Source organism: Mycolicibacterium vinylchloridicum, assembly GCF_013404075.1.
Taxonomy (GTDB): Bacteria; Actinomycetota; Actinomycetes; order Mycobacteriales; family Mycobacteriaceae; genus Mycobacterium; species Mycobacterium vinylchloridicum.
The window spans coordinates 22,810-47,380 of record NZ_JACBJQ010000037.1 but is presented as its reverse complement, the minus strand read 5'-3'; the positions used below and the strand labels follow the sequence as shown (position 1 = coordinate 47,380).

Genomic DNA, 24,571 nt, shown 5'->3' with positions numbered 1-24,571 from the left:
GGTTCCACTCACACCATGCGGATGTGGACCTCGCAATTGGTCGAGGCCTCCAGCGCGGTGTGCACCCGGCTCTCCGGGATCCGAGCCATGTCGGTCTTGCTCAGCGTGACGACGATGACGTCCCAGCCGTCGTCGCCCGCGGTCCGGTCGATCTCCCCGCGCAAGCCGAACCCGGCCAGCACCCCGTGGGCATCATCGTCGGTGCCGCGGCTGACGTAGGTCACCACGCCGATGGCCGGCTCGGTGCCGAATGCCTTGGCACACCTGGCGATCGCGTCGCGCTTGACTTCCTCGATGTCCTCGGGCGCGATGTTGCCGACCAGCATCTCGGCTTCGCGGCGGCCACGCGGCATCGCGGCCAGGTTGTTGTCGACCAGCGTCACGCCACCCTGCTCGGCAAGCGTCCCCAGCGCCGCAACACCCTCGGCAAGCTGCGCCGGCGTCAGTTCACCGGTCGGGTCGACGTCGACACGAACCACAGCCGTTCTCATGTGCCTCAGCCTAGCGACCGTGTGCCGAGCGCCCGAACCAGAAGAGGTGACCGATGAACGCGACAGCACCCGCGAGCACGGCCTTGACCATTGCCGCCGCACCCGGCTGTGCGCCCCGATTGCTGCGGCTGCCTGCGACCGTGGAGAGCATGAGTGCCTACGTCGCCGCCGGCGGGTACGCGCTGCTCGAGAATATCGAAGCGCTGCTCGCCGAGGTGGAGACCTCCGGCGTGCTGGGCCGCGGCGGCGCCGCGTTCCCGCTGGCGGTCAAGCTGCGCACCGTACGCGCCGCCCACAACCGGGGCCACGAGACGGTGGTCCTCGCCAACGGCGAGGAGGGTGAGCCCGCCTCGGTGAAAGACCGCTGGCTGCTTCGTCACCGCCCGCACCTCGTGCTCGACGGCGTGCGGTTGGCCGCCAGGATGGTCGGCGCGCAACGGGCGTATGTGTACGTGTCCGACTTCGAGGCGGCACGGGCCATCGACAGCGCACTGGACGAGGTCGGCTTCGATACCTTTGGCGGCCTCGAGATTTCGATCGTCACCGTGGAGCCCGGCTACGTGGCGGGTGAGGAAACCGCGGCCGTGCGGGCGGTCAACGGCGGACCGGCCAAACCCACCGACAAGCCGCCGCGGCCGTTCCAGCATGGTGTCTCCGGGCATCCGACTCTGGTCAGCAATGTCGAAACCCTCGCGAATCTGCCCTACGTACAGCGTGAGGGCGCGGCGGCGTTCCGGTCCGCCGGTACAGCGGCGTCACCGGGGACCTTCCTGATGACGATCACCGGCGCGGGCCGGCCGCCGGCCCTCTATGAGGTTCCGCACGGTATGCCGTTCACCGATCTACTTGCGCTACATGGTGTTTCGCCGGACGCCGTCCAAGGTGCGCTGATGGGCGGCTACTTCGCGGGATTGCTCAACCGCGACGTGCTCGGCACCACGCTGGACCACGAGACGTTCCGTGCACTGGGCTGCGGCCTCGGTTGTGGCGCGATCGCGATCCTGACCGACGACTGCCCGGTGGCGGTGGCCGCGTCGGTACTGGCCTACTTCGATCGCGAGAACGCCGGGCAGTGCGGGTCGTGCTTCAACGGAACGGCGGCGATGGCTGCGGCCGCCGGAGCTCTGCGCGACGGCGCGGCGACGGCGCAGGATGTCGCGCGACTGGAGCGCTGGTCGGTCGTGCTTCGCGGCCGGGGCGCCTGCGCCACCCTCGACGGTGCGGCCAACGTCGCCGCCAGCTTGCTGAAGCACTTCCCCCAGCTTGTCGAACAACATCTGGCCGGTGCGTGCGATCCCTGCGGCTCGGCGGCCTTCAGCGCTCAGCGACCCTACGAGGTGGAGGCGGCGACCCAGCGATGAGTCCGAACATGCGAATCCGACTGGACCGGACGATCTGCGACGGCTTCGGTGTCTGCGCCAAGCACGCGCCGAAACACTTCTCACTCGACGACTGGGGCTACGCGTCGCTGATCGGTGACGGTACCGTCGCCGACGCCGATCGCGACGACGTCCTGCGCGCGTTGTTCGACTGCCCGGTGCACGCGATCATCGAGATCAGCGACAACGAGTTCGACGGCGAGAAGCCGCCGGACGCAACGGTGCCGGCGACCGACGAAGCTCCGGTGTTCGAGGCCCGCTGGGGCTTCGCCCAGTGAGCCGCGCGCCGCTGCCGCAGGTCACAACCGAGAACGAGTTCTTCTGGACCTCCGGTGCCGACGGCACGCTGCGCATCCAGGAGTGCCAGGGGTGCACCTCGCTGATCCACCCGCCGCAGCCGGTGTGCCGGTACTGCGGCAGCCATGACCTCAAGGCCCGTCCGGTCAGTGGCCAAGCAGTTCTCTCGGCGTTCACCGTCAACCAGCGGTTCAGTATCCCGGGGCTGCCCGCGCCCTACGTTGTCGCCCAGGTCGCGATCTCCGAGGATCCGCGAGTTCGGTTGACCACCAATATCATCGACGCCGACCCCGAAGATCTCGAGCTCGGCCAGCTCGTCGAGGTGGTCTTCGAGCAGAACGATGACGTCTACCTCCCGCTGTTCCGCCCGGTGACGCCCAGACAAATCGTCGAGACACCCGCCGACGAGATCGCCCCGCAGGACTTCGCCAAACATGTCCGGCCACCGCTGACCTCGACAAAGTTCGAGGAGCGTTCTGCGATAACGGGTATCGGCGCTTCGCGGCTGGGGCGCCGGCTGATGGCCAACCCGCTGGCTTTGACGGTCGAGGCGTGCGAAGCAGCCGTCGCCGACGCGGGTTTGACGTTCGCCGACATCGACGGCCTGTCGACCTACCCCGGCCTCGACGTCGCGGGCATGGGCGAAGGTGGGGTAACCGCGCTCGAGGGCGCGCTGGGGCTGCGCCCCACCTGGATCAACGGCGGCATGGACACGTTCGGCCCCGGCGGGTCGATCATCGCCGCCATGATGGCGGTCGCCACCGGGATGGCCCGGCATGTGCTGTGCTTTCGCACGCTGTGGGAGTCGACGTTCCAGGAGCTGCTGAAGCAGGGCAAGATGGCCCCGCCCGGCGGGCTGCGCACCACCAGCTGGCAGATGCCGTTCGGGGCTACCTCGGCCGCACACACGTTGGCGCTCAACGCCCAACGCCACTTTGCGCGCTACGGCACCACCCGCGAGACGCTGGGCTGGATCGCACTCAACCAGCGTGCCAACGCCGCACTGAACCCGACCGCCATCTACCGCGAGCCGATGACGATGGACGACTACCTGTCGGCGCGGCCGATCACCACACCGTTCGGCCTCTACGACTGTGACGTGCCGTGCGACGGCGCGGTGGCCGTGATCGTCTCGGCGGTGGAGACCGCGCGCGACCTGCCGAAGAAGCCGGTGCTGTTCGAGGCCGTCGGCACCCAGATCATCGAACGCACTGACTGGGACCAGACGACGCTGACCCACGAACCGCAGGTGCTCGGCCAGTCCGCACACATGTGGACCCGAACATCGCTGCGTCCCAGCGATGTCGACGTCGCCGAGCTCTACGACGGATTCTCCTTCAACTGCCTGTCGTGGATCGAGGCGCTCGGCTTCTGCGGAATCGGCGAGGCGAAGGACTTTCTCGACGGCGGCACCAACATCGCCCGTGACGGGGTTCTTCCGCTGAACACCCACGGCGGCCAGCTCTCCCACGGCCGCACCCACGGCATGGGCCTGATCCACGAGGCCGTCAGCCAGCTGCGCGGTGAGGCCGGTGATCGTCAGGTCGAGGGCGCCAAGGTCGCCGTGGCCAGTAGCGGCGGCCTGACGCCGAGCGGTGTGCTGCTGATGCGAGTCGACGAGTGACAACCGATTCGGCGACCCCGACCCGCCGGATGGTCCCTGTGGGCGGGATCCCGATGTCGGGCCTGTTCGCCGAGGCGGCTGATCCGCGCGCGGTCATCATCGCACTGCACGGCGGGGCGTCCTCGGCGGCCTACTTCGACTGCCCAGGGCATCCAGATCTGTCGCTGTTACGGTCTGCTGCCGCAGCGGGTTTCAGCGTGGTGGCCCTCGATCGCCCGGGCTATGGCGCATCGGCGCCGTACTCCGATGCCATGTGGGAGCCGCAGCGCCGGGTCGAGCTGGCCTACGGGGCCGCCGATGCGATGCTCGGCACGCGGGACCGCGGCGCGGGCCTGTTCATCCTGGCCCATTCCAACGGCTGCGAACTCGCGCTGCGCATGGCCGTCGCCGAGCGCGGGCACGACCTGCTGGGCCTCGAACTGGCCGGCACCGGGCTGCGCCAATACCCCGCCGCCAGAGCAATTCTCAAGCAGGCCACTCCCACTCACCGGCCCGCGGGCATCCGCGAGTTGATCTGGGCATCCGACGAGCTCTATCCCGCCGACGTCGTCAACGCCGTCGGATCCGCCGGCGCGCCACCGCAGGAGGCCGAGGTGTCGACCCATTGGGCCGGCCGCGACTTTCCGGCGCTGGCCGCCCATGTCGTCGCACCGGTCCGGTTCACCGCAGCCGAGCACGAGAAGGTATGGGACTCCACCCCCGAGGCGCTGGCCGACATCGCCGCGGTATTCACCAGGTCGCCGCACGTCGAGATCCACCATCAGGACGGCGCAGGCCACAACCTGAGTCTGGGTGTCACTGCGGGGCACTATCATTCGAGCGTTTTCTCGTTCGTGGACCAATGCATCAATGCTGATGCGAACCAGGAGGCTGGCTAAATGCGCGTCGGATTCATCGGGCTGGGCAGCCAGGGCGCACCCATGGCACGCCGGATCGTCGAGGGTGGCTACCCGACCACGCTGTGGGCCCGGCGGGCCGCGTCGGTGGAACCGTTCACCGACACCGCGGCGACGGTTGCGGCCACACCGGCCGAGCTTGCGGAGGGCAGCGACCTGGTGTGCCTGTGTGTAGTTGGCGACGCCGACGTCCTCGAGGTCGCCGCCGGCGACGGCGGGGTGCTGTCCGGGCTGAAGCCCGGCGGCATCATCGCGGTGCACGCCACCGTGCACCCGGACACGTGCCGACAGTTGGCCGAGACGGCGGCCGCCCAGGGCGTGGCCGTGATCGATGCGCCGGTCAGCGGCGGCGGCCCGGCGGCCGAAGAGGGAAAGCTGCTGGTGATGATCGGCGGTGACGACGAGCCCGTCGAGAAGGTTCGCCCGGTGTTCGCCACCTACGCCGACCCCATCGTCCACCTCGGTGGCGTCGGCGCGGGCCAGGTCACCAAGCTGCTGAACAACCTGCTGTTCACCGCCAACATCGCGACCGCCAAGACCGCATTGGACCTGGGCGCCGCACTGGGCGTGGCGCCGGAGAACCTGTCCGAGGTGATCACCCGCGGCTCGGCCAACAGCTTCGCGCTGGGCAGCGTGGCCCGCTTCGGAGGCAACCTCGACATCCTCAAGCAGGTGGCGGCGGGACTGCTGCACAAGGACGTCAGCCTGATCGCGGGGATCGCCGAAAAGGCCGGCGCAGCGCCCGGTGCCGTGCTCGATGCCGCCGACGCCGCATTGAGATTGATGGACAACCCGCGGTGAAAGTCGGCTTCGTCGGCGCGGGCCGGATGGGCGCACCCATGGTGCGCCGGCTCTCCGACGCAGGCCATGTTGTAACGGTACTGGGCCGCACGCCCGAAAAGCTCTCTGCCGCAGAGGAGTTGGGTGCCACCCCGGCCAGGAGCCTGGCCGAGCTGGCCCGCGACGCCGACGCCGTGGTGGTGTGCGTGTTCACCGACGAGCAGGTGCGTCAGATCTGCCTGGCCGACGACCTGCTGGGCGCCATGCGCCCGGGCTCGATTCTGATCCTGCACACGACAGGCAGCCCGCGCACCGCCCACGCCATCGCCGAGCGGGCAGGCGCGCATGGTGTCGACGTGCTCGACGCGCCGGTCAGCGGCGGACCGCATGACATCGCCGCCGGGACGGTGACACTCTTCGTCGGCGGGGACGACGACGCCGTGCAGCGGGTGCAGCCGCTGCTGTCCAGCTATGGCGACCCGGTGTTACACGTCGGGCCGCTCGGCTTCGGGCAGCGGATCAAGCTGATCAACAACACGTTGTTCGCCGCCCAGATCGGAATCGTGGCCGAGGCCGTGCGACTGGCCGGACGCCTCGGTGTCGACGAGTCCACGCTCCTGACTGCCCTTCCCCACGGCAGCGGCACCAGCCGGGCCCTGGACTCGATCGCCCGAGTCGGCTCGGCCGCCGGATTCATCGGCGCCGTCGGTGAATTCATCGGCAAGGACGTGGCCGTCGCACGGGCGACGGTCACCGATCTCGGCAGTGACCTCGGCCTGCTCGACGACGTGGTCGACGCCGCACTTCCCCCCGAGAACGTTAGGTGATTTAGCCATTTTCAGCTCTCCCGTACGCCCTACTGTTAGCGTTACAATCAACCAGCCTTCCGTAACGCTCATAGCCCCGCTCTCGCCTCGGAGGAGATCGCAATGACCCAGGCCGAACTCGTCTTCGATCCGTTCTCACAGGAGTACTTCGCCAATCCGTTCGACATCTACCGGCGGATGCGCGACGAGGCGCCGCTGTACTACGACGCAGGAGAGGACTTCTACGCGCTCTCGCGCCATGAGGATGTCTCGGCGGCGCTGAAGGACCACGACAGCTTCTCGTCGTCGCGCGGCTGCGATCTGGCGATGGTGAAGGGCGACGAGCCGCCGCAGAAGTCGATCATCTTCATGGACCCGCCCGAGCACCGCCACATGCGCAGCCTGTTGAACAAGGCGTTCACCCCACGCGCGGTGCAATCGCAAAAAGAAGTGGTCATCGAACTTGTCGACCGCTACCTGGCTGCCGCCAATCCGGACGCGTTCGACGTCGTCCAGGATTTCTCCGGCCCCTTCCCCGTCGAGGTCATCACCAGGATGGCCGGCGTGCCCGAGGAATACCGTCAGCAGGTCCGGCACTGGATCGACACGAGCCTGAGCCGTGAGCCCGGTCAGGTGGGCTACAGCGAAGCCGGCATGCAGGCCAACGTCGACACCGCGATCTATTACTACGGCCTGGTGCAGGAGCGGCGGGAAAACCCGCAGGACGACATGATCAGCCGCCTGATCGCCGCCGAGATCCCCGACGACGACGGCAACCTGCGTCGCCTCGACGACATCGAGATCTGTGGTTTCGCAACGCTTCTCGGTGGCGCTGGCGCCGAGACCGTCACCAAGCTGATGGGCACCGCGGCCGTCAACTTCGCCCGATTCCCCGAACAGTGGCAGAAGCTGCTCGACGACCGGGACAAGATCCCCGCCGCGGTCGAAGAGCTGCTGCGCTACGAGGGACCGGTGCAGTACAACGTGCGCTTCACGCTGCGGGATACGGAGGTGCCCAGCGGCAAGATCCCGGCAGGCAAACCGGTGTTCCTCCTGATGGCCTCGGCCAACCGCGATTCGGCCGCCTTCACCGACGCTGACACATTCGACATCGACCGCGACCGCACCGAGGCGCAGAACCTCGGCCTCGGCTACGGCATCCACAGCTGCCTCGGCGCTGCGCTGGCCCGGATGGAAAGTGCCATCGCACTGGAGAAGCTGCTCGACTTCATGCCGCGCTACGAAGTGCAATGGGACGGCTTGCGGCGCGTCCAGATGCAGAATGTGGCGGGCTTCTCCCATGTCCCGGTTAAGGTGCTGCGATGAAGATCGAAGTAGACTTCGGCCTCTGTGAGGCCAACGCGATCTGTATGGGAATCATCCCTGAGGTGTTCCAGGTCGACGACCAGGATTACCTGCATGTCCTCACCGACGAGGTGACCCCGGAAAACGAGGCGCAGGTCCGTGACGCGGTGCGCCAGTGCCCGCGGCAAGCCATCTCGATCAAGGAATAACGCCCGCAAAGCGCGGCCCGGCCGATGACGACAGTGCAGGAACACGAACCGGACTTCGCGCGCCCGTGGGCGCCGCACCGGCTGCGGATCTACACCGGCACAGCGCTGTTCACCGCGCTCATGTTCGTAGCGCTGACAATCTGTGTCAGCACCGGCATCATCGCTCCGACGTTCACCGTCGACGTGATCGCGAACCTGGTCTTCGGCATCCCGGTGATGGTGCTCCCGTTTGTCATCCTGTGGGATGCGCCGGGCGAGAAGCGAACCCGGCTCGACAAGGCCGCCGAGCTGACACTGTTCTACCTCCCCTACACCGCAGGTAGCCAGATCGGCTACGAGTTGGTGTTCCTCATCGGCCATCCGCTCGGATTGTGGGCGCCGACAACAGATCCCGGCTGGAAGTGGCTGTGGTGGCAGTACGGCCTGGCCGACACCCGATACGTCAGCGGCAACCCGTGGATCTTCGCCCTGGAGATCGTCGGTGTCCTGACCGGTGTGACGGTGTTCGCGGTCTGGACCCGGCTGATCCGGTCGGACCTCGCGCTGGAATCCCGAATCCGTTGTCTGTGGCTGGCGTTCGCCGGTTGCGCGATTCTGATGAGCAGCACCGCCGTGTATTTCCTGGCCGAGCTGGGTGCCGGATTCGCCGACATCGGGCAGGGCGCATTCGGCCTGTGGTTCAAGTTCATCGGCGAGAACGTGCCATTCATCGTGCTACCGCCGCTGGTGCTGTACTCGATCCATCTGCAGATCGATCACTTGACCCGCAGGGCCGCCCGGGCCCAGGTCGAGGTCAGCTAGCGGGAACCAGGTCGGCGCCGATTGGCGGACAGCTCATCGCACCGCTTCGGAAGGTCTCGGTCGGCGCCACCGTGATATCGCTGACCGCCGCGGCAGCCAGTGCCTGCGCCTTGAACACGCGCGCGGCCGAACTGAGCCGGTGCTCAACCGAATCCACGTTGCGGTCGAGTTCGGTCGGCTGCACCTCACCCCACAGCGCCACCTCGGTCATGCCGTAGTCCAGCGCCCGCCGCACACCCTCACGGACCCGGATGTCGGTGTCGACGAGGCCGGCGGCAACCGCCAGCGCCTGTGGGTGCGGCTGGTCGTCGCCGGCTTCGAGCACAGATTCGAAATCGACGGTCTGGGCACCCAGGATCGACAACGGACGGGTGTCACCGGGTTCGGCGAGGAGAACGTTGACGTCCCAGCCGGCCATCACGCGATCGAAGATCCAGCCACCGGCATGCTGCACCGCCTCGGCGACCGTCGGCGCGACGATGTCGAGCCGGTATCTCATGATCCGGCGGGCGGTGCCAGCTGGCTCGCCAGCGACCTGGAGTACTCCCGAAACACGTCGGTCAGCGGTATCGACGGGTCGAGTAGCCATGAGGTCTCCATTCCGTTCACAAATGCCAGGATTTCGATGGCCTTGCGGGCCGCGTTGACGTCGGGTCGGTAGCGGCCGTCGGCCTGGCCGCTGCGGATGCGCTCGGCGATGATCTCGACCGCCTGCCGGTAGCGGTCCACCAGACGGTCGTGCAGCGGGGCGTCGGGCGCGATGTTCTCGACCATCAGCACCGCGAAGGTGCCCACGAGTTGGGGCGACCGGTCGAACCGGTCGGCCGCGTTGGCGATGCCTTCGACGAGGTCACCGAACAGGTAGTCGGCGTGCTCGCTGTCGTCGGCATCGCGAGCGTCGAGCACTGCGTGCAGCAGTTGTTCCTTCGATTCGAAGTGGTGCAGCAGCCCGGCGGCGGTGACCCCAGCCTCCCTGGCGATCTGGGCCAGGGTGGTGTTGCGCCAGCCGTTGCGCGCCAGCAGACGCTGTGCGACGTCGAGAATGCGCTGCTTGCGGTCCTCACCCTTGGCCAGAAGGGTGGCGTAGGGGCGGGTCGCCGTCATTGCACTCCCTTCCACAGACCAACCTAGTGAACACACAGTAGGTTGGTTTGGTCCGGTGTGACAAGGGTCTCAGCGGAAAAACTTCGAAGTGAGCGAATCGCTTACTCGCGACGCCTCGATCGGGGCCGTGACGAGCCGCTATAACCCCAGGGACTTGGCGATGATCACCTTCATGACCTCGCTGGTGCCGGCATAGATCCGGGCCACCCGCGCATCGGTGTAGAGGCGGGCGATCGGATACTCCATCATGTAGCCGTAGCCGCCGAACAGCTGCAGACAGCGATCGATCACCCGCTGCTGCATCTCGGTGCAGAACAACTTGACCCGGGCCGCGTCGGCACCGCTGAGCTCACCTTCGACGTGCAGGGACACCGCCCGGTCAAGCATGGCCTGGGCCGCCTCCACCTCTGTCGAGCAGGCAGCGAGTTCGAACTTGGTGTTCTGAAACGACGCGACGGGCGTGCCGAATGCCTTGCGGCTCTGCGTGTATTCGATGGCGGCGGCGATCGCCGAGCGGGCTTGGGCCACCGAGCCGACCGCAACGGTGAGCCGCTCCTGCGCCAGGTTGTGCCCCAGGTAGCTGAAGGCCTGGCCCTCCTCCCCCAGCACGTTGGTCGCCGGCACGCGAACATCGACGAACGACAGCTCCGCGGTGTCCTGCACCTTGCAGCCCATCTTCTCCAGCTCGCGCCCGCGGGTGAAGCCCGGCATACCGTCCTCGACGACCAGCAGGGTCAGCCCCGCGCGACGGTTGTCCGGATCGGTGGAGGTTCGCGCCACCACAACCACCAGGTCGGCCTGCATGCCGCCGGTGATGAACGTCTTGGCGCCGTTGACGATGTAATCGTCCCCGTCGCGCACCGCCGTCGTGCGCACCCCGGCCAGGTCCGATCCGGTGCCCGGCTCGGTCATCGCGACCGCGGTCAGCAGCGTGCCCGCGGCCAGCCCCGGGAACCACCGCGCCCGCTGTTCGCCGTTCGCGTAGTGCAGGAAGTACGGCAGGATGACCTCGAGCTGGGTGCGCACCGTCGACAGCGTCACCAGGGCGCGAGCGGCTTCCTCCTGCAGCACGACGTGGTAGCGGTAGTCGTCCTGTCCGCCACCGCCATACTCCTCGGGCAGGGTGATGCCCATGATCCCGGTCTCGCCGAGTTTGGCGAACGTCTCACGCGGCATCCGGCCCGCCTTCTCCCACTGCGGGTACGCCGGCACGACCTCCTTCTCGATGAAGTCTCGAGCGAGTTCGCGGAATGCCTCGTGGTCTTCGGTGAACAGATCGCGGCGCATCAGATCCCTCAGCTGATCAGCTCGACGACGGTTGCGTTGGCGGTGCCGCCGCCTTCGCACATCGTCTGCAGTCCGTAGCGAATTCCGTTGTCCCGCATGTGGTGCAGCATCCGTGTCATCAGGACCGCACCCGATCCGCCCAGCGGATGGCCCAGTGCGATGGCCCCGCCCAGCGGATTGACCAAGTCGGACTTCGCACCGAGGTCGGCCTGCCAGGCCATTGGCACCGGCGCGAACGCCTCGTTGACCTCGAACACGCCGATGTCGTCGACATCGAGGCCGGTTTTGCGCAACACCTTCTGCGTCGCAGGGATCGGGCCGGTAAGCATCATCACCGGATTGGCGCCGGCCACCGCCCCGGCCACGTAGCGCGCCAGCGGTGTCCAGCCCTGTGCGGCAGCATATTCGGCCGTCGTTACCAGCAACGCGGCCGCGCCGTCGGAGATCTGTGAGGAGTTACCGGCGTGGATGATGCCGTCCTCGGTGAAAGCGGGCTTGAGCCCGGCCAGTTTCTCGGCGGTGGTCCCCCGCCGGATACCTTCGTCGGCGGTGACCACACCGCCATCGGTGGCCACCGGGACAATCTGGTCGTCGAAAGCGCCGCGATCCTGTGCGGCCGCGGCCAGTTCGTGGCTGCGCGCCGCAAATTCGTCGACATCGGTGCGTGAGAAGCCCCACTTCTCGGCGATCATCTCCGCCGAGATGCCTTGATTGAACGAGAAGTCGTCGTAGCGCTCGAGGACCTTGGGGCCATACGGCATGCCGGTGGCACGCGCGGAGCCGAGCGGTACCCGGCTCATCACCTCGACGCCGCCGGCGACGACCACGTCCTGCTGCCCGGACATCACGGCCTGCGCCGCGAAATCCAGTGCCTGCTGGCTGGATCCGCAGGCCCGGTTGACGGTCGTTCCCGGAATCGATTCCGGCCAGCCGGCGGCGAGCACGGAAAACCGGCCGATATTGCTGGACTGGTCGCCGACCTGCGACACACAGCCCCACACCACGTCGTCGACCGTCACCGGGTCCAGACCGGTACGCTCGGCGAGCGCGTTCAGCACCAACCCCGACAGGTCGGCGGCATGCATCCCGGACAATCCGCCGTTCCGCTTGCCGACCGGCGTGCGCACCGCCTCGACAATCACCGTTTCACGCATGCTTTCTCCACTTTCTGATTCTCACGGCGCTTCAGGCGACAACGCCCTGCGCGCGCAGGCGGTCGATCTCATTGGCGGACAAGCCCAGTTCGGCCAGCAGAACATCGGTGTGCTCTCCGAGACCTGGTACCGGACCCATCGGCTGCTCATATCCGGCGATGATCGGTGGCGGCAGGATCGCCTCGATCGGCCCAGCTGTGGTTTGCACCGTCCGCCAGCGATCGCGATCGGACAGTTGCGGGTGCGCCAGCACATCGCTTGGCAGATTGTAGCGGGCGTTGCCGATGCCCGCGGTGTCGGCGGTCTTCTGGATGTGCGCGAGATCGTGCTGGGCACACCAGGTTTGGATCGCCTCGTTGAGGACTCCGCGGTGGGCGCACCGATCGGAGTTGGTGGCGTACCGAGGGTCGTCGGCCAGGTCGGGTCGCTCGATGATCTCGCGAGCCAGCCGTTGCCACTCGCGGTCGTTGGTGGTGCCCAGCACCACCGTCTGGTCGTCTGCCGTCGTAAAGGAGCCGTAGGGCGCCACCGCCGGGGAGTTCATCCCCAACGGCTGCTGGTCGATTCCGGAATGTTGGGTGTAGGTCAGCGGATAGCCCATCAGGTCCATCATGGTGTCGAACAGGCTTACGTTGACCGCCGCGCCCCGGCACTCGCGGCCGTCCCGGGAGATCAGCAGCGCCATGATCGACAGCGCCGAGTACAACCCGGTGGAGATGTCGGCGATCGGCGGTCCGGGCTTGGCCGGCATCCCGGGATAGCCTGTGACAGAGCATGATCCGGACTCTGCCTGCGCCAGCAGATCATAGGCCCGCTTGTTCGACAGCGGGCCGCCCGCCCCGTAGCCGTCGATCTCGACAGCAATCACGTCGGGGTGGCGCTCACGTAGCTGTTCGGGCGAGATGCCAAGCCTGGCAGTGGATCCCGGCGCCAGATTCGACACCAGCGCGTCGGCGCGGTCCAGCAAGCGGTGCAGGATCTGAAGACCCTCGTCCGACTTGAGGTCCAGCGCGATGGATTCTTTGTTGCGGTTGGCCCACACAAAATGGGCGGCGAGCCCACCGGGACCGTTGACGACGTCGTCGTAGTGCCGGGCGAAATCGCCACCGGCCGGGTTCTCGACCTTGATCACCCGGGCGCCGAAGTCGGCGAGGACGCGCGAGCACATCGGCGCCGCCACCGCCTGTTCCAGGGCCACGACGGTGATACCGGCCAGCGGGGCTGCCGGTCCTTGTGCAGAAGTCATCAGATCACCATACGGTCGGCCGCTAATAGCTCTTGGGCAGGCCGAGCACGTTGGAGCTGAGGAAGTTCAGGATCATCTCCTGGCTGACGGGAGCGATCTTCATCAGGCGTGATTCGCGGAAGAACCGGGAGATGTTGTACTCCTCGGAGTAGCCCATGCCGCCGTGCGTCTGCAATGCGCGGTCGGCCGCCGCGAACCCGGCATCCGCGCACAGGTATTTGGCCATATTGGCTTCCCGGCCGCACGACTTGCCGTTGTCGTAAAGCCAGGTCGCCTTGCGCAGGATCAGCTCGGCGGCGTCCAGGCGCGCCAGCGAGTCCGCCAGGGGGAACTGGATGCCCTGATTCATCCCGATCGGCCGGTCGAACACGATGCGCTCATTGGCGTACTTCACCGCCCGGTCCAGCGCCACCCGCCCGATGCCCAGCGCCTCGGCGGCGATCAGCATCCGCTCGGGGTTCAGCCCGTGCAGGATGTAGGAGAAACCCTTGCCCTCGTCGCCGATCCGGTCGGAGACCGGGATCCGCAGGTCGTCGATGAACACCTCGTTGGAGCTGACGGCATTGCGCCCCATCTTTTTGATGGGCCGGATATCGACGTGGTCGCGGTCGATATCGGTGAGGAACAAGGACAGACCTTCGGTCGGCCTGCCTCCGCGCTTTTCAACGTCCTCGCGGCTCTCGGTCCGCGTCAGCAGCAGGATCTTCTCGGATTCCAGCGCCTTGGAGATCCACACCTTGCGGCCGTTGACCACATAGTGGTCGCCGTCACGCTTGGCGAACGTCGTGATGCGGGAAGTGTCCAGTCCCGCACCGGGTTCGGTGACGCCGAAGCAGACGTGCAGGTCTCCGTTGACAATACGGGGCAGCGTCGCCGCCTTCATCTCGTCGGAGCCGAACACCACCACGGGCTGCATGCCGAAGATCGACATGTGGATGGAACTCGCGGCGTTCATGGCACCGCCGGACCGGGCGACCTCCTCGGCGAGGATGGTGGCCTCGGTGATGCCCAGACCGTGGCCGCCGTACTCCTCCGGGATGGTCATGCCGAGCCAGCCACCCTTGGCGATGGCGTCGTAGAATTCCTGCGGGAACTCGTGCGCTTGGTCCTTGTCCATCCAGTACTGGTCATCGAAGCGTGATGCCAGCTCGCGCACCGACTTTCGGATCAGTTCCTGATCTTCGGTCAGCTCGAAGCTCATCCCTGAAGACACACCAACACTCCTCTACTCAATATCGGCACGCAGTCGAGCGCGCCGGTGCGATCGCCCTTGTGCGCACCGGCGCCCGTCGTTCCGCGGACCCTTCAGTCCGTGTTGCCGGACATCTCCTTGGCATTCGCCGCGAAGTCGGCGAAGTTGGCGCCGGTCTTCTCCTTCTTCGACAGCGCCTGGATGGACACGTCGTGTCCTTCGGCGGCTTTGCGTAGTGCGCCGATGGTGGCCTGTTCTTTGGTGATGTGGGTGAAGGGGTCCCAGTGGTACCAGCGCATGGCGTTCTGGTAGGTCATCTTGTTGATGTCGTCGTCGGGGACGTTGTGTTCGCGCAACACCTCGTCGAGTTGCTCAGGGGCGCCGGGCCACATCGAATCCGAGTGCGGGTAGTCGGCTTCCCAGCAGATGTTGTCGATCCCGACATCGTTACGCAGTTGCACACCCACGTGATCGGAGATGAAACAGGTCAGGAAGTGATCCCGGAACACCTCGCTGGGCTTCTTGCCCTTGAAGTCCTGCCCGGTCCACGTCGAGTGCATCTCATAGGTGCGATCAGCCCGCTCCAGGAAATACGGAATCCAGCCGGTGCCGCCCTCACTCAACGCGATCTTCAGATCGGGGTACTCCTTGACCGGGCGGGACCACAACAGATCGGCGGCAGCCTGCACGATGTTCATCGGCTGCAGGGTGATCATCACGTCCATCGGCGCATCGGGGGCGGTGATCGCCAGCCGGCCCGAGGACCCGATGTGCACGTTGAGCACGGTGTCGGTATCGACCAGCGCGTCCCACATCGGCTTCCAGTGATCGAAGTCGTGGAAACTGGGATAGCCCATCGCGGCCGGGTTCTCGCTGAACGTCAGCGAATGCACCCCACGGGCGGCGTTACGGCGGATCTCGGCAGCACAGGCCACCGGATCCCAGATCACCGGCAACGTCATCGGGATGAACCGCGCCGGATAAGCCCCACACCACTCCTCGACATGCCAGTCGTTGTAGGCCTGCACCAACGCCAACGAGAACTCGGCATCCTCGGTGGCGAACAACCGGCCCGCGAAACCCGGGAACGACGGGAAACACATCGAGCCCAGGATCCCCCCGGCATTCATGTCCTTCACGCGCTCGTCGACGTTGTAACACCCCGGCCGGATCTCATCGAGCCCCTGCGGCTCCAACCCGTACTCCTCCTTGGGCCGGCCCGCCACCGCATTCAACGCCACATTCGGGATGACGATGTCGCGGAAACGCCACATATCCGAGCCATCCGGATTGTGCACCAACCGCGGCGCATCATCGACATACTTCTTCGGCAGATGGTTCTTGAACATGTCGGGCGGCTCGACAATGTGATCGTCCACGCTGATCAGGATCATGTCCTCTTTGCGCATAGCGGCTCCTTCCGTCGTGGCCCTCTCTACTGGAAACTAGCTTCTCATTCCACGAGAATCAACATCCGGTAATCGCCTTACCGGAGCGCCGCAGCCGTAGGCTGGCACCCTGACACGCCCAGCCGACCTCGGATTTTCCGCCCTGCTCACACCCGGGGATTGACCTTCCGGCAAGATCGTGGAAATCTGTTATCCGGATATGAGAATGAGATTCTCCACCTTGAGAGGGGGCTACCGGTGCGCCTGACGCCGCTACCTGCGGAACAGTGGGACGACGACGTGCAGCTGGCCCTGAAGGGCATGCTGCCGCGCGACCGGCAGAACCCCGAAGGAGCCGGGACGGCGCTGTCCACTCTCGTCCGGCATCCCGACCTCACCAAGGCTTACCTCGGCTTCAACGTCTACCTGCTGTTCCGTTCCACGCTGCCCGCCCGGCTGCGAGAGGTCGCCGTGTTGCGGGTCGCGCATCGACGCGAGTGCGCCTACGAGTGGGAGCACCACGTGGAGATGGCCGAGGCCGAGGGTCTGACCGACGCCGACGTGGAGGCCATCCGTAACGGCGGGGCCAATGACGAGCTCGACCGACTGGTCGTCCGGGCCACCGACGAGCTCGAGGACACGTCGAATCTCACCGACGAGACCTGGGCCGCGCTCGGCGAGCACCTCAGCGAGCGTCAACGCATGGATTTCGTCTTCACCGTCGGCGCCTACGGCATGTTGGCCATGGCGTTCAACACCTTTGGCGTACAGCTCGAGAACGAAAGGTAAGTACGTGGCATTTTTCAAGAAGCCGGATGTCGGCAGCTGGACCGAGAACTGGCCAGAACTCGGCACTGCTCCGGTCAACTATGAGGACTCGATTGATCCCGAGCACTGGAAGCTGGAGCAGCAGGCCATCTTCCGCAAGACCTGGCTGCAAATGGGCCGCGTGGAGCTGATTCCCAAGAAGGGCAACTACATCACCCGCGAGCTGCCGTCGGTCGGCGCGGGAACGTCGATCATCATCGTCAACGACGGTGACGAGGTCCGTGCCTTCTACAACCTGTGCCGCCATCGCGGAAACAAGCTGGTGTGGAACGACTACCCCGGCGAAGAGGTTTCCGGCAGCTGCCGGCAGTTCGTCTGCAAGTACCACGCCTGGCGCTACTCGCTGAAGGGCGATCTCACCTTCATCCAGCAGGAGCAGGAGTTCTTCGACGTCGACAAGGCCGACTACCCGCTCAAGCCGGTGCGCTGCGAGGTGTGGGAGGGCTTCATCTTCGTCAACTTCGACGACGACGCGGTCTCGCTCGAGGAGTACCTCGGCGAATTCGGCCAGGGCCTGAAGGGCTATCCCTTCCACGAGATGACCGAGCACTACAGCTACCGCGCGACGGTCGGGTCCAACTGGAAGCTGTTCATCGACGCCTTCGTGGAGTTCTACCACGCTCCGATCCTGCATATGAAGCAGGCGGAGAAGGAGGAAGCCGAGAAGCTCGCCAAGTTCGGCTTCGAGGCGCTGCACTACGACATCAAGGGCGACCACTCGATGATCTCGTCCTGGGGCGGCATGAGTCCGCCGAAGGACCTGAAGATGGTCAAGCCGATTGAGCGGATCCTGCACAGCGGCTTGTTCGGGCCGTGGGACCGCCCCGACATCAAGGGCATCCTGCCCGACGAACTGCCGCCCGCGATCAACCCCGGCCGGCACTCGACGTGGGGCCAGGACTCCTTCGAGTTCTTCCCGAACTTCACGTTGCTGTTCTGGGCGCCGGGCTGGTACCTGACCTACAACTACTGGCCGACGGGAGTGGACTCCCACATCTTCGAGGCCGACCTGTACTTCGTGCCGCCGAAGAACCTGCGCGAACGACTCTCCCAGGAACTGGCCGCGGTGACCTTCAAGGAGTACGCGTTCCAGGACGCCAATACCCTGGAAGCAACGCAGACCCAGATCGGCACCCGCGCCGTACTCGACTTCCCGCTGTGCGATCAGGAGATCTTGTTGCGCCACCTGCACCACACCGCTCACAAGTACGTGGACCGGTACAAAGAGTCTTTGGCCAACGGAAACGGCTCGGCCGCCGTCAAGCCTGCGAAGGAAAACGCAAATGTCTAAGTTGCCAACGGAATTCGCCGACCTGGAGCGCTTCAGCGACTGGTGCCTGCCGACCGAGGAAGAGCGTTACCAGAAGCGGCTGAACTCGACGATGGACGAGATGCAGGAGCTGTACGACGCCGGCATGGCGCGGCTGGAAGACATCATGGTCTACGTCGACGCCCGCTTTCCGCTCCAAGGCATGCCGGAAGACGCCAAGGCTCTGGTACACCTAGGACAATCGATCGTCCAGGTGAGCTTTCCGGTCGAGGTGTGGAAGCAGCCCCGCGTGCTCGACAGCGGTGCCGCGTATATCCGACTGATCAAGGAGCCGGTGGTCTGAGCGTGCTGACCCTGAAGGCTGCCGGGTACGTCGACGTCGACGCGGGCGAAATCGTCCGCCCCGCCATCGTGAAGGTCGAGGGCGACCGAATCGTGTCTGTCGGCGGCACCCCCGAGGGCGAGGTTGTCGATCTCGGGGACGCCATCCTGCTACCAGGCCTGATGGACATGGAGGTCAACCTCCTGATGGGTGGCCGGGGCGAAAACCCCGGCCTTTCCCAGGTTCAGGACGACCCGCCGACCCGGGTCCTGCGTGCGGTCGGCAACGCCCGCCGCACGCTGCGTGCCGGTTTCACCACGGTGCGCAACCTCGGACTGTTCGTGAAGACCGGCGGCTACCTGCTCGACGTCGCACTGGGCAAGGCCATCGACGCAGGCTGGATCGAAGGCCCGCGCATCATCCCGGCCGGCCATGCCATCACCCCGACCGGTGGGCACCTGGACCCGACGATGTTCGCCGCGTTCATGCCCGGCGTGCTCGAGCTGACGATCGAGGAGGGCATCGCCAACGGGGTCGACGAGATCCGCAAGGCGGTGCGCTACCAGATCAAGCACGGCGCCCAGCTGATCAAGGTGTGCTGTTCCGGCGGGGTCATGTCGCTGACCGGTGAGGCTGGCGCGCAACATTATTCGGACGAAGAGCTGCGCGTGATCGTCGACGAGGCACACCGGCGGGGTCTGCGGGTGGCCGCACATACCCACGGCGCCGAGGCCGTCAAGCATGCGGTGGCCTGCGGCATCGACTGCATCGAGCATGGCTTCCTGATGGACGACGAAGCCATCCAGATGCTCGTCGACAACGACCGGTTCCTGGTGACCACCCGCCGGCTGGCCCAGGCGATGGACGTCTCGCACGCGCCGAAGGTGTTGCAGGACAAGGCTGCCGAGATGTTCCCCAAGGCCGAAACGTCGATCAAGGCCGCCTACGAGGCCGGTGTCAAGATCGCCGTCGGCACCGACGCGCCCGCCATCCCGCACGGCAGGAACGCCGACGAGCTGGTCACCCTGGTGGAATGGGGCATGCCGCCGGCGGCGGTACTGCGGGCGGCCACCGTCGTCGGCGCCGACCTGATCAACGTCACCGACCGCGGCCGGATAGCCGAAGGCCTGCTCGCCGACATCATCGCCGTGCCGGGCGATCCGCTGCAGGACATCACCGTTACACAACGTGTCAACTTTGTAATGAAAGCAGGTAAGGTCTTCAAGAATGACACCGTCACGAACTGAGGATCTGGTCGAGATCCAGCAACTGCTCGCGAAGTACGCCGTCACGATCACCCAGGGTGATATCGACGGCCTGGTTTCGGTGTTCACACCGGACGGCACCTACAGCGCATTTGGTTCCACCTACACACTGAACCGGTTCCCCGAACTCGTCGACGCCGCCCCCAAGGGCTTGTTCATGACCGGCACATCGCTGGTCGAGTTTGACGCCGATGTCCCGGATTCAGCGACCGGGACGCAGCCGTTGTGCTTCATCGAGCACTCGAAGCACGACATGCGCATCGGGTACTACAAGGACAATTACCTGCGCACCGAAGACGGCTGGCGGCTGAAAACCCGCGCCATGACCTTCATTCGGCGCAGCGGTGAACATGATTCCGGCCGCCCGCACGCGATCGGCAGGCCCGAAGCCGGATGACCGACGAGCTCCACGACCCAGCCGTATTCCGCACGGCACTACAGGCGTGGCTGGCCGAAAACGATCTGACACCACCTTCCGATCACACCCTCGAGGGCCACATCCGCCAATTCGCCCGGGTCCAGAAGGCGCTCTACGACGCCGGCTGGAGCCGCTACGGCTGGCCCGAACACGCGGGCGGCCTTGGCGGCTCAGATATGTTGCGGGCCATCGTCGGTGAAGAGGTGGTCGGTCGCCGGCTCGCCGAGCCGGGACCGTATTCGATGCTCGAAGTGCTGGCCCCGACGATGATCGATTACGCCACACCCGAATTGGCCGCCGAGATGGTGCCCAAGCTGCTGTCGGGCGAAGAGCAGTGGTGCCAAGGCTTCTCCGAGCCGGGCTCGGGCAGCGATCTGGCGTCGCTGACCACGCGCGCGGTCAAGCAGGAAGGCGCGGATCGCTACATCATCAATGGCCAGAAGGTGTGGACGAGCTTCGCGCAGTACTCGCACCGCTGCATCCTGCTGACCCGTACCGGCGACGCGGACACGCCCAACCATCAGGCCATCACCGCGTTCTTCGTCGACACCGACACCCCGGGCATCACGATTCGGCCATTGCACACCATGCACGGGGTCGACGAGTTCTGCGAGGTGTACTTCGACAACGTCCCCGTCGACGCCAGCCGGATGCTCGGCCGGCCCGGCGACGGCTGGCGATTGGCGATGGACCTGCTGCCCTATGAGCGTTCGACCTGTTTCTGGCAGCGAATCGCCTATCTGTACTCGCGATTCGACGCGCTCGTCGGCGCGGTCTCGGCCCAGGGCGAGGCCATCGACGGGGATATGGGCGAAGCGTTCCTCGCGCTGCACACGCTGCGCTGCCGGTCCAGGGCGACCCAGCATCGACTGGCCGACGGGCAGAAGCTAGGCCCGGACACCTCGATCGACAAGGTGCTGCTGGCCAGTGCCGAACAGCGGCTCTATGACACCGTCCACGATCTATTGCCCGGCACCATCGAGCTCGATGACAACGACTGGCGCACCGAGTACCTGTACTCGCGCGCGGCGACGATCTACGGCGGCACCGCGGAAGTGCAGCGCAACATCATCGCCCGCCGGCTGCTTGATCTCGGGAAGGAGTGATCGTGGATCCCGAATCGGTTGAACTTCTGGAAAGCGGCCTGCGCAAGACCATGCTGTCGTCGTCGGGGCCGGACCTCGACGCAGCACTGACCGAGTTGGGCTGGGCGGACATGCTGTCCGACATCCCCGAGGTGGCGGTGCCGCTGGTATTCCGACTGCTCGGTGAAACAGGCTCGCATGCTTCGGTTCTCGTCGACGTGGTGCTGCATGCCACCGGAAACACCATCGGTGACACCGTGGAGCTGCCGTTGCCGTATGCCGGCAACACCTGGGTGGTGTGGGACCGGACGACCACCGAGAGCAGTGACACCACTCTCGGCGGGTTGCCGCTGCGCCGGGAGGACGAAGGCTATCCGATCCGCGTCGCCGAAGCGCGGCTGGCGGTCGGCTGGTGGCTGGTCGGCTCGGCACGCGCGATGCTCACCGTTGCCCGCCGGCACGCCCTGGACCGCGTGCAGTTCGGGCGACCGGTCGCCGGATTCCAAGCGGTTCGACACCGGCTGGCCGAGACGCTGGTCGCCATCGAGGGTGCCGAGGCGACGTTGAGCACGCCCGGGGCGGACAATCCGGACCTGACTGCGCTACTGGCCAAGGCCGCCGCCGGCAAGGCCGCGCTGACCGCGGCCAAACACTGTCAGCAGGTGCTGGGCGGCATCGGCTTCACCGCCGAACACGAGTTCCATCACCATCTGAAGCGCGTTCTGGTGCTCGACGGCCTGCTCGGCAGCTCGCGGGAACTGACCCGCAAGGCCGGAGCAGGATTGCGGGCGCGGGGGTCGGCCCCACGGCTGGTGAATCTGTGACGCACGCCATGGCGCCGAATGCGCTGGTCACCCTTTAGACTGAGCGGAACAAAAATTTCGGTTCGTATTGGATTGAGAACGTAATTCTCGTCGCCGAGAGTAGTACTCTCTTAGCGTGAGCTACATCCGAACCGCTGACATGCGCTCGTCTCGAGCCCTGCAGTGAACAGCCCGAGCGAAGAACCTGCCTGGAAGCAGCGCGCTGTCGAGCGGTCCATCCGGACCGCCAAGGTGCGTGCCGGGCAGCGTGTGCAGCGATTCTTGGATGCCGCGCAGGCCATCATCACCGAAAAGGGCAGCACCGACTTCACCGTGCAGGAAGTGGTGGACCGGTCACGCCAGTCGTTGCGCAGCTTCTACCTGCAGTTCGACGGTAAGCACGAGCTGCTGCTGGCGCTCTTCGAGGATGCCCTGAGCCGGGCCGCCGATCAGATCCGAGCCGCGACATCGGCCCAGAAGGACCCGCTGGATCGCCTGAAGGTCGCCGTCACGCTGTTGTTCGAGCTGTCCCGGCCGGACCCCACGGCACGACGACCGCTGTTCACCGATTTCGCCCCGCAGCTGCTGATCTCGCACCCCAACGAGGTCAAGGTCGCCCACGCACCGCTGGTCGCGCTGTTCTCCGAGCTGATGATCGAGGCGTCGGCCGCAGGTGAACTGCGCGAGGACGCCAACCCCCGCCGCATCGCGGCCATGACCATGCAGACCATCATGTTCATCGCCCAGTCGAGTTCGGTGGAGGACGAGGAGAACATCCACACACCGATCAGCGGCGACGAGGTGTGGACGTTCTGCTCACAGGGTTTCGCCCGCAAGTAGGCCGCGCGCTCACTGCGACTCACCCGCCGGCGAAATTCGGTGTGCAATGAGGGCTTCCGCCGCGCTGTAGGGATCGCACTCGCCGTCGGCGACGGCTTGCGCCAGCGCATCGAGATTCGGGTGATTGTGTAACCGGCTCTGCGCCAGTGAGAGCACCTGCGCCCGTGCCCGCGCCGCGCGCCTGGCCGCAGTGTCGGCACGCCGGTGCGCTTCGATCGCCTCGATCAGCTCCCCCACACCTTCGGCCTGTGCGGCGACCAGCGTCAGCACCGGAACATGCGTCTCGAACTTGAGGTCGCGCACGGTCTGCGCGGCACCCTCGCGGTCGGCTTTGTTCACCACCACCAGATCTGCGACCTCGAGCAGACCCGCCTTGGCCGCCTGGACGGCGTCGCCGGCACCGGGATTGAGGATGACGATCGTGGGATCAGCGACCGCGGCGATCTCGATCTCGGATTGACCGACGCCGACGCTCTCCAGCAGAACGACGTCGTAGGCCAGCGCCCCGAGCAGACGAATCGCGGCAGGCACCGCGGCGGCCAGACCGCCGAGATGTCCTCGGGTGGCCACCGACCGGATCAGCACGTCGGGATCATTGATGTGCTGAGCCATCCGGATCCGGTCACCCAGTAGCGCTCCGCCGCTGTAAGGCGACGACGGATCCACCGCGAGCACCGCGACCCGTTGTCCGCGTTCGCGGTACGCCGCGGCCAGCACCGCGATCGTCGTCGACTTACCTGCACCGGGGGGACCCGTCACACCGACCACCGGCACCACGGGGCGGCCGACCAAGGCGAGAACCTCGTCGCGGCGGGCACTTTCGACGAGGCTGAGCAGCCGCCCGACCGCGCGGGTGTTCCCGCCGCGGGCCGCGGTGATCAGTTCGGCGACATCCATAGAGGGCAACGCTACGTCCCTACCTGATTGACCAATTCCGGTCGGTGTGAGAATACTATTCTCTCAAGTAGAGAGCGTCAGTTGCAAGAAGGGTAACGCTATGCAGATCAGTGGGACTTCAGCCGTCGTCTTCGGAGGCGCGGGCGGCCTGGGCGAGGCGACGGTGCGCAAGCTGCACGGCGCCGGTGTCAAGGTGGTGATCGCCGACCTGTCCGACGAGAAGGGTGAAGCGCTCGCCGGCGAGCTCGGTGTTCCCTATGTGCGCACCGACGTCACCAACGACGACGACGTGCTGGCCGCCATCGCCGCCGCCGAAGCACTCGGGCCGCTGCGTATCTCGGTAGACACCCACGGCGGCCCGGCCGGCGGTGGCCGCTTGGTCGGCAAGGACGGCTCTCCCATGGAGATGGAGGCGTTCACCAAGACCATCACCTTCTACCTGACCGCTGTGTTCAACGTCATGCGGCACGTCGCCGCCGCGTTGGCGCGCCAAGAGCCCGACGAGAACGGCGCCCGCGGCGTGATCATCAACACCGCCTCGATCGCGGCATTCGAAGGCCAGATCGGCCAGCTGCCCTACTCGGCCGCCAAGGGTGGCGTCGTCGCGATGACACTGGTTGCCGCACGCGATCTTTCGCCGCTGGGCATCCGGGTGATGTCGATCGCGCCGGGCACCATCAACACCCCCGCGTACGGCAAGGCTGCCGACCAGCTGGAGGCCTACTGGGGCCCCCAGGTGCCGTTCCCCAAGCGGATGGGCCGCTCGGTCGAGTACGGCGCGTTGGCGCTGTCGATCGCCGAAAACGATTACCTCAACGGCGAAACCATCCGCCTGGACGGCGCGCTGCGATTCCCGCCGAAGTAAGTTCGACTTCTTCGCGCGA

General features: G+C 66.2%; 28 protein-coding genes. 18 read left to right on the top strand and 10 right to left on the bottom strand.

The features are described from left to right. Positions 1-8: 8 nt before the first annotated feature. Positions 9-491 carry a hypothetical protein gene (locus HPC46_RS24935; protein ID WP_179474872.1) on the bottom strand — a complete coding sequence of 161 codons (483 nt, stop codon included), beginning with the start codon at positions 489-491 and terminating at the stop codon, positions 9-11. A gap of 10 nt (positions 492-501) precedes the next feature. After that, entirely contained in the window at positions 502-642 is a 141-nt protein-coding gene (locus HPC46_RS35140; RefSeq protein WP_233716652.1) for a hypothetical protein, read from the bottom strand. Here HPC46_RS35140 and HPC46_RS24930 point away from each other — a divergent pair. The 9 genes from HPC46_RS24930 (at position 575) to HPC46_RS24890 (ending at position 8,588) form a co-directional block, all read left to right on the top strand. Then, entirely contained in the window at positions 575-1,852 is a 1,278-nt protein-coding gene (locus HPC46_RS24930) for an NADH-ubiquinone oxidoreductase-F iron-sulfur binding region domain-containing protein (RefSeq protein WP_325096762.1), read from the top strand. The two genes, HPC46_RS35140 and HPC46_RS24930, sit on opposite strands and share 68 nt — an antisense overlap. Before the next feature lie 8 nt (positions 1,853-1,860). Beyond that, positions 1,861-2,148, top strand: a complete 288-nt coding sequence (locus tag HPC46_RS24925; protein ID WP_233716649.1) for a ferredoxin — start codon at positions 1,861-1,863, stop codon at positions 2,146-2,148. Continuing rightward, on the top strand, positions 2,145-3,791 hold the full coding sequence (locus HPC46_RS24920; RefSeq protein WP_179474869.1) for a thiolase C-terminal domain-containing protein: 1,647 nt from the start codon (positions 2,145-2,147) through the stop codon (positions 3,789-3,791). The genes HPC46_RS24925 and HPC46_RS24920 overlap by 4 nt, the downstream gene beginning before the upstream one ends. Further along, positions 3,788-4,669, top strand: coding sequence for an alpha/beta hydrolase (locus tag HPC46_RS24915; RefSeq protein WP_179474868.1), 882 nt, complete (start codon positions 3,788-3,790; stop codon positions 4,667-4,669). Before HPC46_RS24920 ends, HPC46_RS24915 begins: the two co-directional genes overlap by 4 nt. Next, positions 4,670-5,488: an NAD(P)-dependent oxidoreductase gene (locus HPC46_RS24910; protein WP_179474867.1), complete on the top strand. Its 819-nt coding sequence runs from the start codon at positions 4,670-4,672 to the stop codon at positions 5,486-5,488. Then, positions 5,485-6,294 carry an NAD(P)-dependent oxidoreductase gene (locus HPC46_RS24905; RefSeq protein WP_179474866.1) on the top strand — a complete coding sequence of 270 codons (810 nt, stop codon included), beginning with the start codon at positions 5,485-5,487 and terminating at the stop codon, positions 6,292-6,294. The genes HPC46_RS24910 and HPC46_RS24905 overlap by 4 nt, the downstream gene beginning before the upstream one ends. Before the next feature lie 102 nt (positions 6,295-6,396). Beyond that, positions 6,397-7,599: a cytochrome P450 gene (locus HPC46_RS24900; protein WP_179474865.1), complete on the top strand. Its 1,203-nt coding sequence runs from the start codon at positions 6,397-6,399 to the stop codon at positions 7,597-7,599. Next, positions 7,596-7,787, top strand: coding sequence for a ferredoxin (locus HPC46_RS24895; protein ID WP_005145599.1), 192 nt, complete (start codon positions 7,596-7,598; stop codon positions 7,785-7,787). Before HPC46_RS24900 ends, HPC46_RS24895 begins: the two co-directional genes overlap by 4 nt. A 24-nt stretch (positions 7,788-7,811) precedes the next feature. Continuing rightward, a complete protein-coding gene (locus HPC46_RS24890; protein WP_179474864.1) occupies positions 7,812-8,588 on the top strand; it encodes an emopamil-binding protein in 777 nt (258 codons plus the stop codon). Here the strand turns inward: HPC46_RS24890 and HPC46_RS24885 are convergent. The 7 genes from HPC46_RS24885 to HPC46_RS24855 form a co-directional block, all read right to left on the bottom strand. After that, positions 8,581-9,087 (bottom strand): hypothetical protein, encoded by a 507-nt coding sequence (locus HPC46_RS24885; RefSeq protein WP_179474863.1) that lies wholly within the window; start codon positions 9,085-9,087, stop codon positions 8,581-8,583. The genes HPC46_RS24890 and HPC46_RS24885 overlap by 8 nt on opposite strands. After that, the gene (locus tag HPC46_RS24880) at positions 9,084-9,692 is read right to left on the bottom strand and encodes a TetR/AcrR family transcriptional regulator (protein ID WP_179474862.1); all 609 of its coding nucleotides are present in this window, start codon (positions 9,690-9,692) and stop codon (positions 9,084-9,086) included. The genes HPC46_RS24885 and HPC46_RS24880 overlap by 4 nt, the downstream gene beginning before the upstream one ends. Before the next feature lie 138 nt (positions 9,693-9,830). Further along, on the bottom strand, positions 9,831-10,979 hold the full coding sequence (locus HPC46_RS24875) for an acyl-CoA dehydrogenase family protein (RefSeq protein WP_179474861.1): 1,149 nt from the start codon (positions 10,977-10,979) through the stop codon (positions 9,831-9,833). Between the two features lie 8 nt (positions 10,980-10,987). Then, positions 10,988-12,133: a thiolase family protein gene (locus HPC46_RS24870; protein ID WP_179474860.1), complete on the bottom strand. Its 1,146-nt coding sequence runs from the start codon at positions 12,131-12,133 to the stop codon at positions 10,988-10,990. Between the two features lie 31 nt (positions 12,134-12,164). Next, the gene (locus tag HPC46_RS24865) at positions 12,165-13,379 is read right to left on the bottom strand and encodes a CaiB/BaiF CoA transferase family protein (protein WP_179474859.1); all 1,215 of its coding nucleotides are present in this window, start codon (positions 13,377-13,379) and stop codon (positions 12,165-12,167) included. Positions 13,380-13,401: 22 nt separating this feature from the next. Further along, a complete protein-coding gene (locus tag HPC46_RS24860; RefSeq protein WP_179474880.1) occupies positions 13,402-14,580 on the bottom strand; it encodes an acyl-CoA dehydrogenase family protein in 1,179 nt (392 codons plus the stop codon). Between the two features lie 104 nt (positions 14,581-14,684). After that, on the bottom strand, positions 14,685-15,980 hold the full coding sequence (locus HPC46_RS24855) for an amidohydrolase family protein (protein WP_179474858.1): 1,296 nt from the start codon (positions 15,978-15,980) through the stop codon (positions 14,685-14,687). 237 nt (positions 15,981-16,217) lie between these two features. Here HPC46_RS24855 and HPC46_RS24850 point away from each other — a divergent pair, with 237 nt between their 5' ends. From HPC46_RS24850 to HPC46_RS24815, 8 genes are all read left to right on the top strand, one after another. Continuing rightward, positions 16,218-16,748 (top strand): carboxymuconolactone decarboxylase family protein, encoded by a 531-nt coding sequence (locus HPC46_RS24850; RefSeq protein ID WP_179474857.1) that lies wholly within the window; start codon positions 16,218-16,220, stop codon positions 16,746-16,748. Positions 16,749-16,752: 4 nt separating this feature from the next. Then, positions 16,753-18,078: an aromatic ring-hydroxylating oxygenase subunit alpha gene (locus HPC46_RS24845; protein ID WP_179474856.1), complete on the top strand. Its 1,326-nt coding sequence runs from the start codon at positions 16,753-16,755 to the stop codon at positions 18,076-18,078. Next, a complete protein-coding gene (locus HPC46_RS24840; RefSeq protein ID WP_179474855.1) occupies positions 18,071-18,400 on the top strand; it encodes a hypothetical protein in 330 nt (109 codons plus the stop codon). The genes HPC46_RS24845 and HPC46_RS24840 overlap by 8 nt, the downstream gene beginning before the upstream one ends. A 2-nt stretch (positions 18,401-18,402) precedes the next feature. Beyond that, a complete protein-coding gene (locus HPC46_RS24835) occupies positions 18,403-19,626 on the top strand; it encodes a metal-dependent hydrolase family protein (RefSeq protein ID WP_179474854.1) in 1,224 nt (407 codons plus the stop codon). Continuing rightward, positions 19,607-20,041 carry a nuclear transport factor 2 family protein gene (locus HPC46_RS24830; RefSeq protein ID WP_179474853.1) on the top strand — a complete coding sequence of 145 codons (435 nt, stop codon included), beginning with the start codon at positions 19,607-19,609 and terminating at the stop codon, positions 20,039-20,041. The genes HPC46_RS24835 and HPC46_RS24830 overlap by 20 nt, the downstream gene beginning before the upstream one ends. Next, complete coding sequence (locus tag HPC46_RS24825; protein ID WP_179474852.1) at positions 20,038-21,168, top strand: acyl-CoA dehydrogenase family protein; 1,131 nt, start codon at positions 20,038-20,040, stop codon at positions 21,166-21,168. The genes HPC46_RS24830 and HPC46_RS24825 overlap by 4 nt, the downstream gene beginning before the upstream one ends. Before the next feature lie 50 nt (positions 21,169-21,218). Continuing rightward, the gene (locus HPC46_RS24820) at positions 21,219-21,971 is read left to right on the top strand and encodes an acyl-CoA dehydrogenase family protein (RefSeq protein ID WP_218894633.1); all 753 of its coding nucleotides are present in this window, start codon (positions 21,219-21,221) and stop codon (positions 21,969-21,971) included. Positions 21,972-22,133: 162 nt separating this feature from the next. After that, on the top strand, positions 22,134-22,790 hold the full coding sequence (locus tag HPC46_RS24815; RefSeq protein WP_179474850.1) for a TetR/AcrR family transcriptional regulator: 657 nt from the start codon (positions 22,134-22,136) through the stop codon (positions 22,788-22,790). A gap of 9 nt (positions 22,791-22,799) precedes the next feature. On the opposite strand, the gene meaB is transcribed toward HPC46_RS24815, so the two are convergent. Beyond that, on the bottom strand, positions 22,800-23,687 hold the full coding sequence (gene meaB / locus HPC46_RS24810) for a methylmalonyl Co-A mutase-associated GTPase MeaB (RefSeq protein WP_179474849.1): 888 nt from the start codon (positions 23,685-23,687) through the stop codon (positions 22,800-22,802). A gap of 100 nt (positions 23,688-23,787) precedes the next feature. Between meaB and HPC46_RS24805 the strand changes: the two genes are divergently transcribed. After that, on the top strand, positions 23,788-24,552 hold the full coding sequence (locus HPC46_RS24805) for an SDR family NAD(P)-dependent oxidoreductase (protein ID WP_179474848.1): 765 nt from the start codon (positions 23,788-23,790) through the stop codon (positions 24,550-24,552). Positions 24,553-24,571 lie beyond the last annotated feature (19 nt).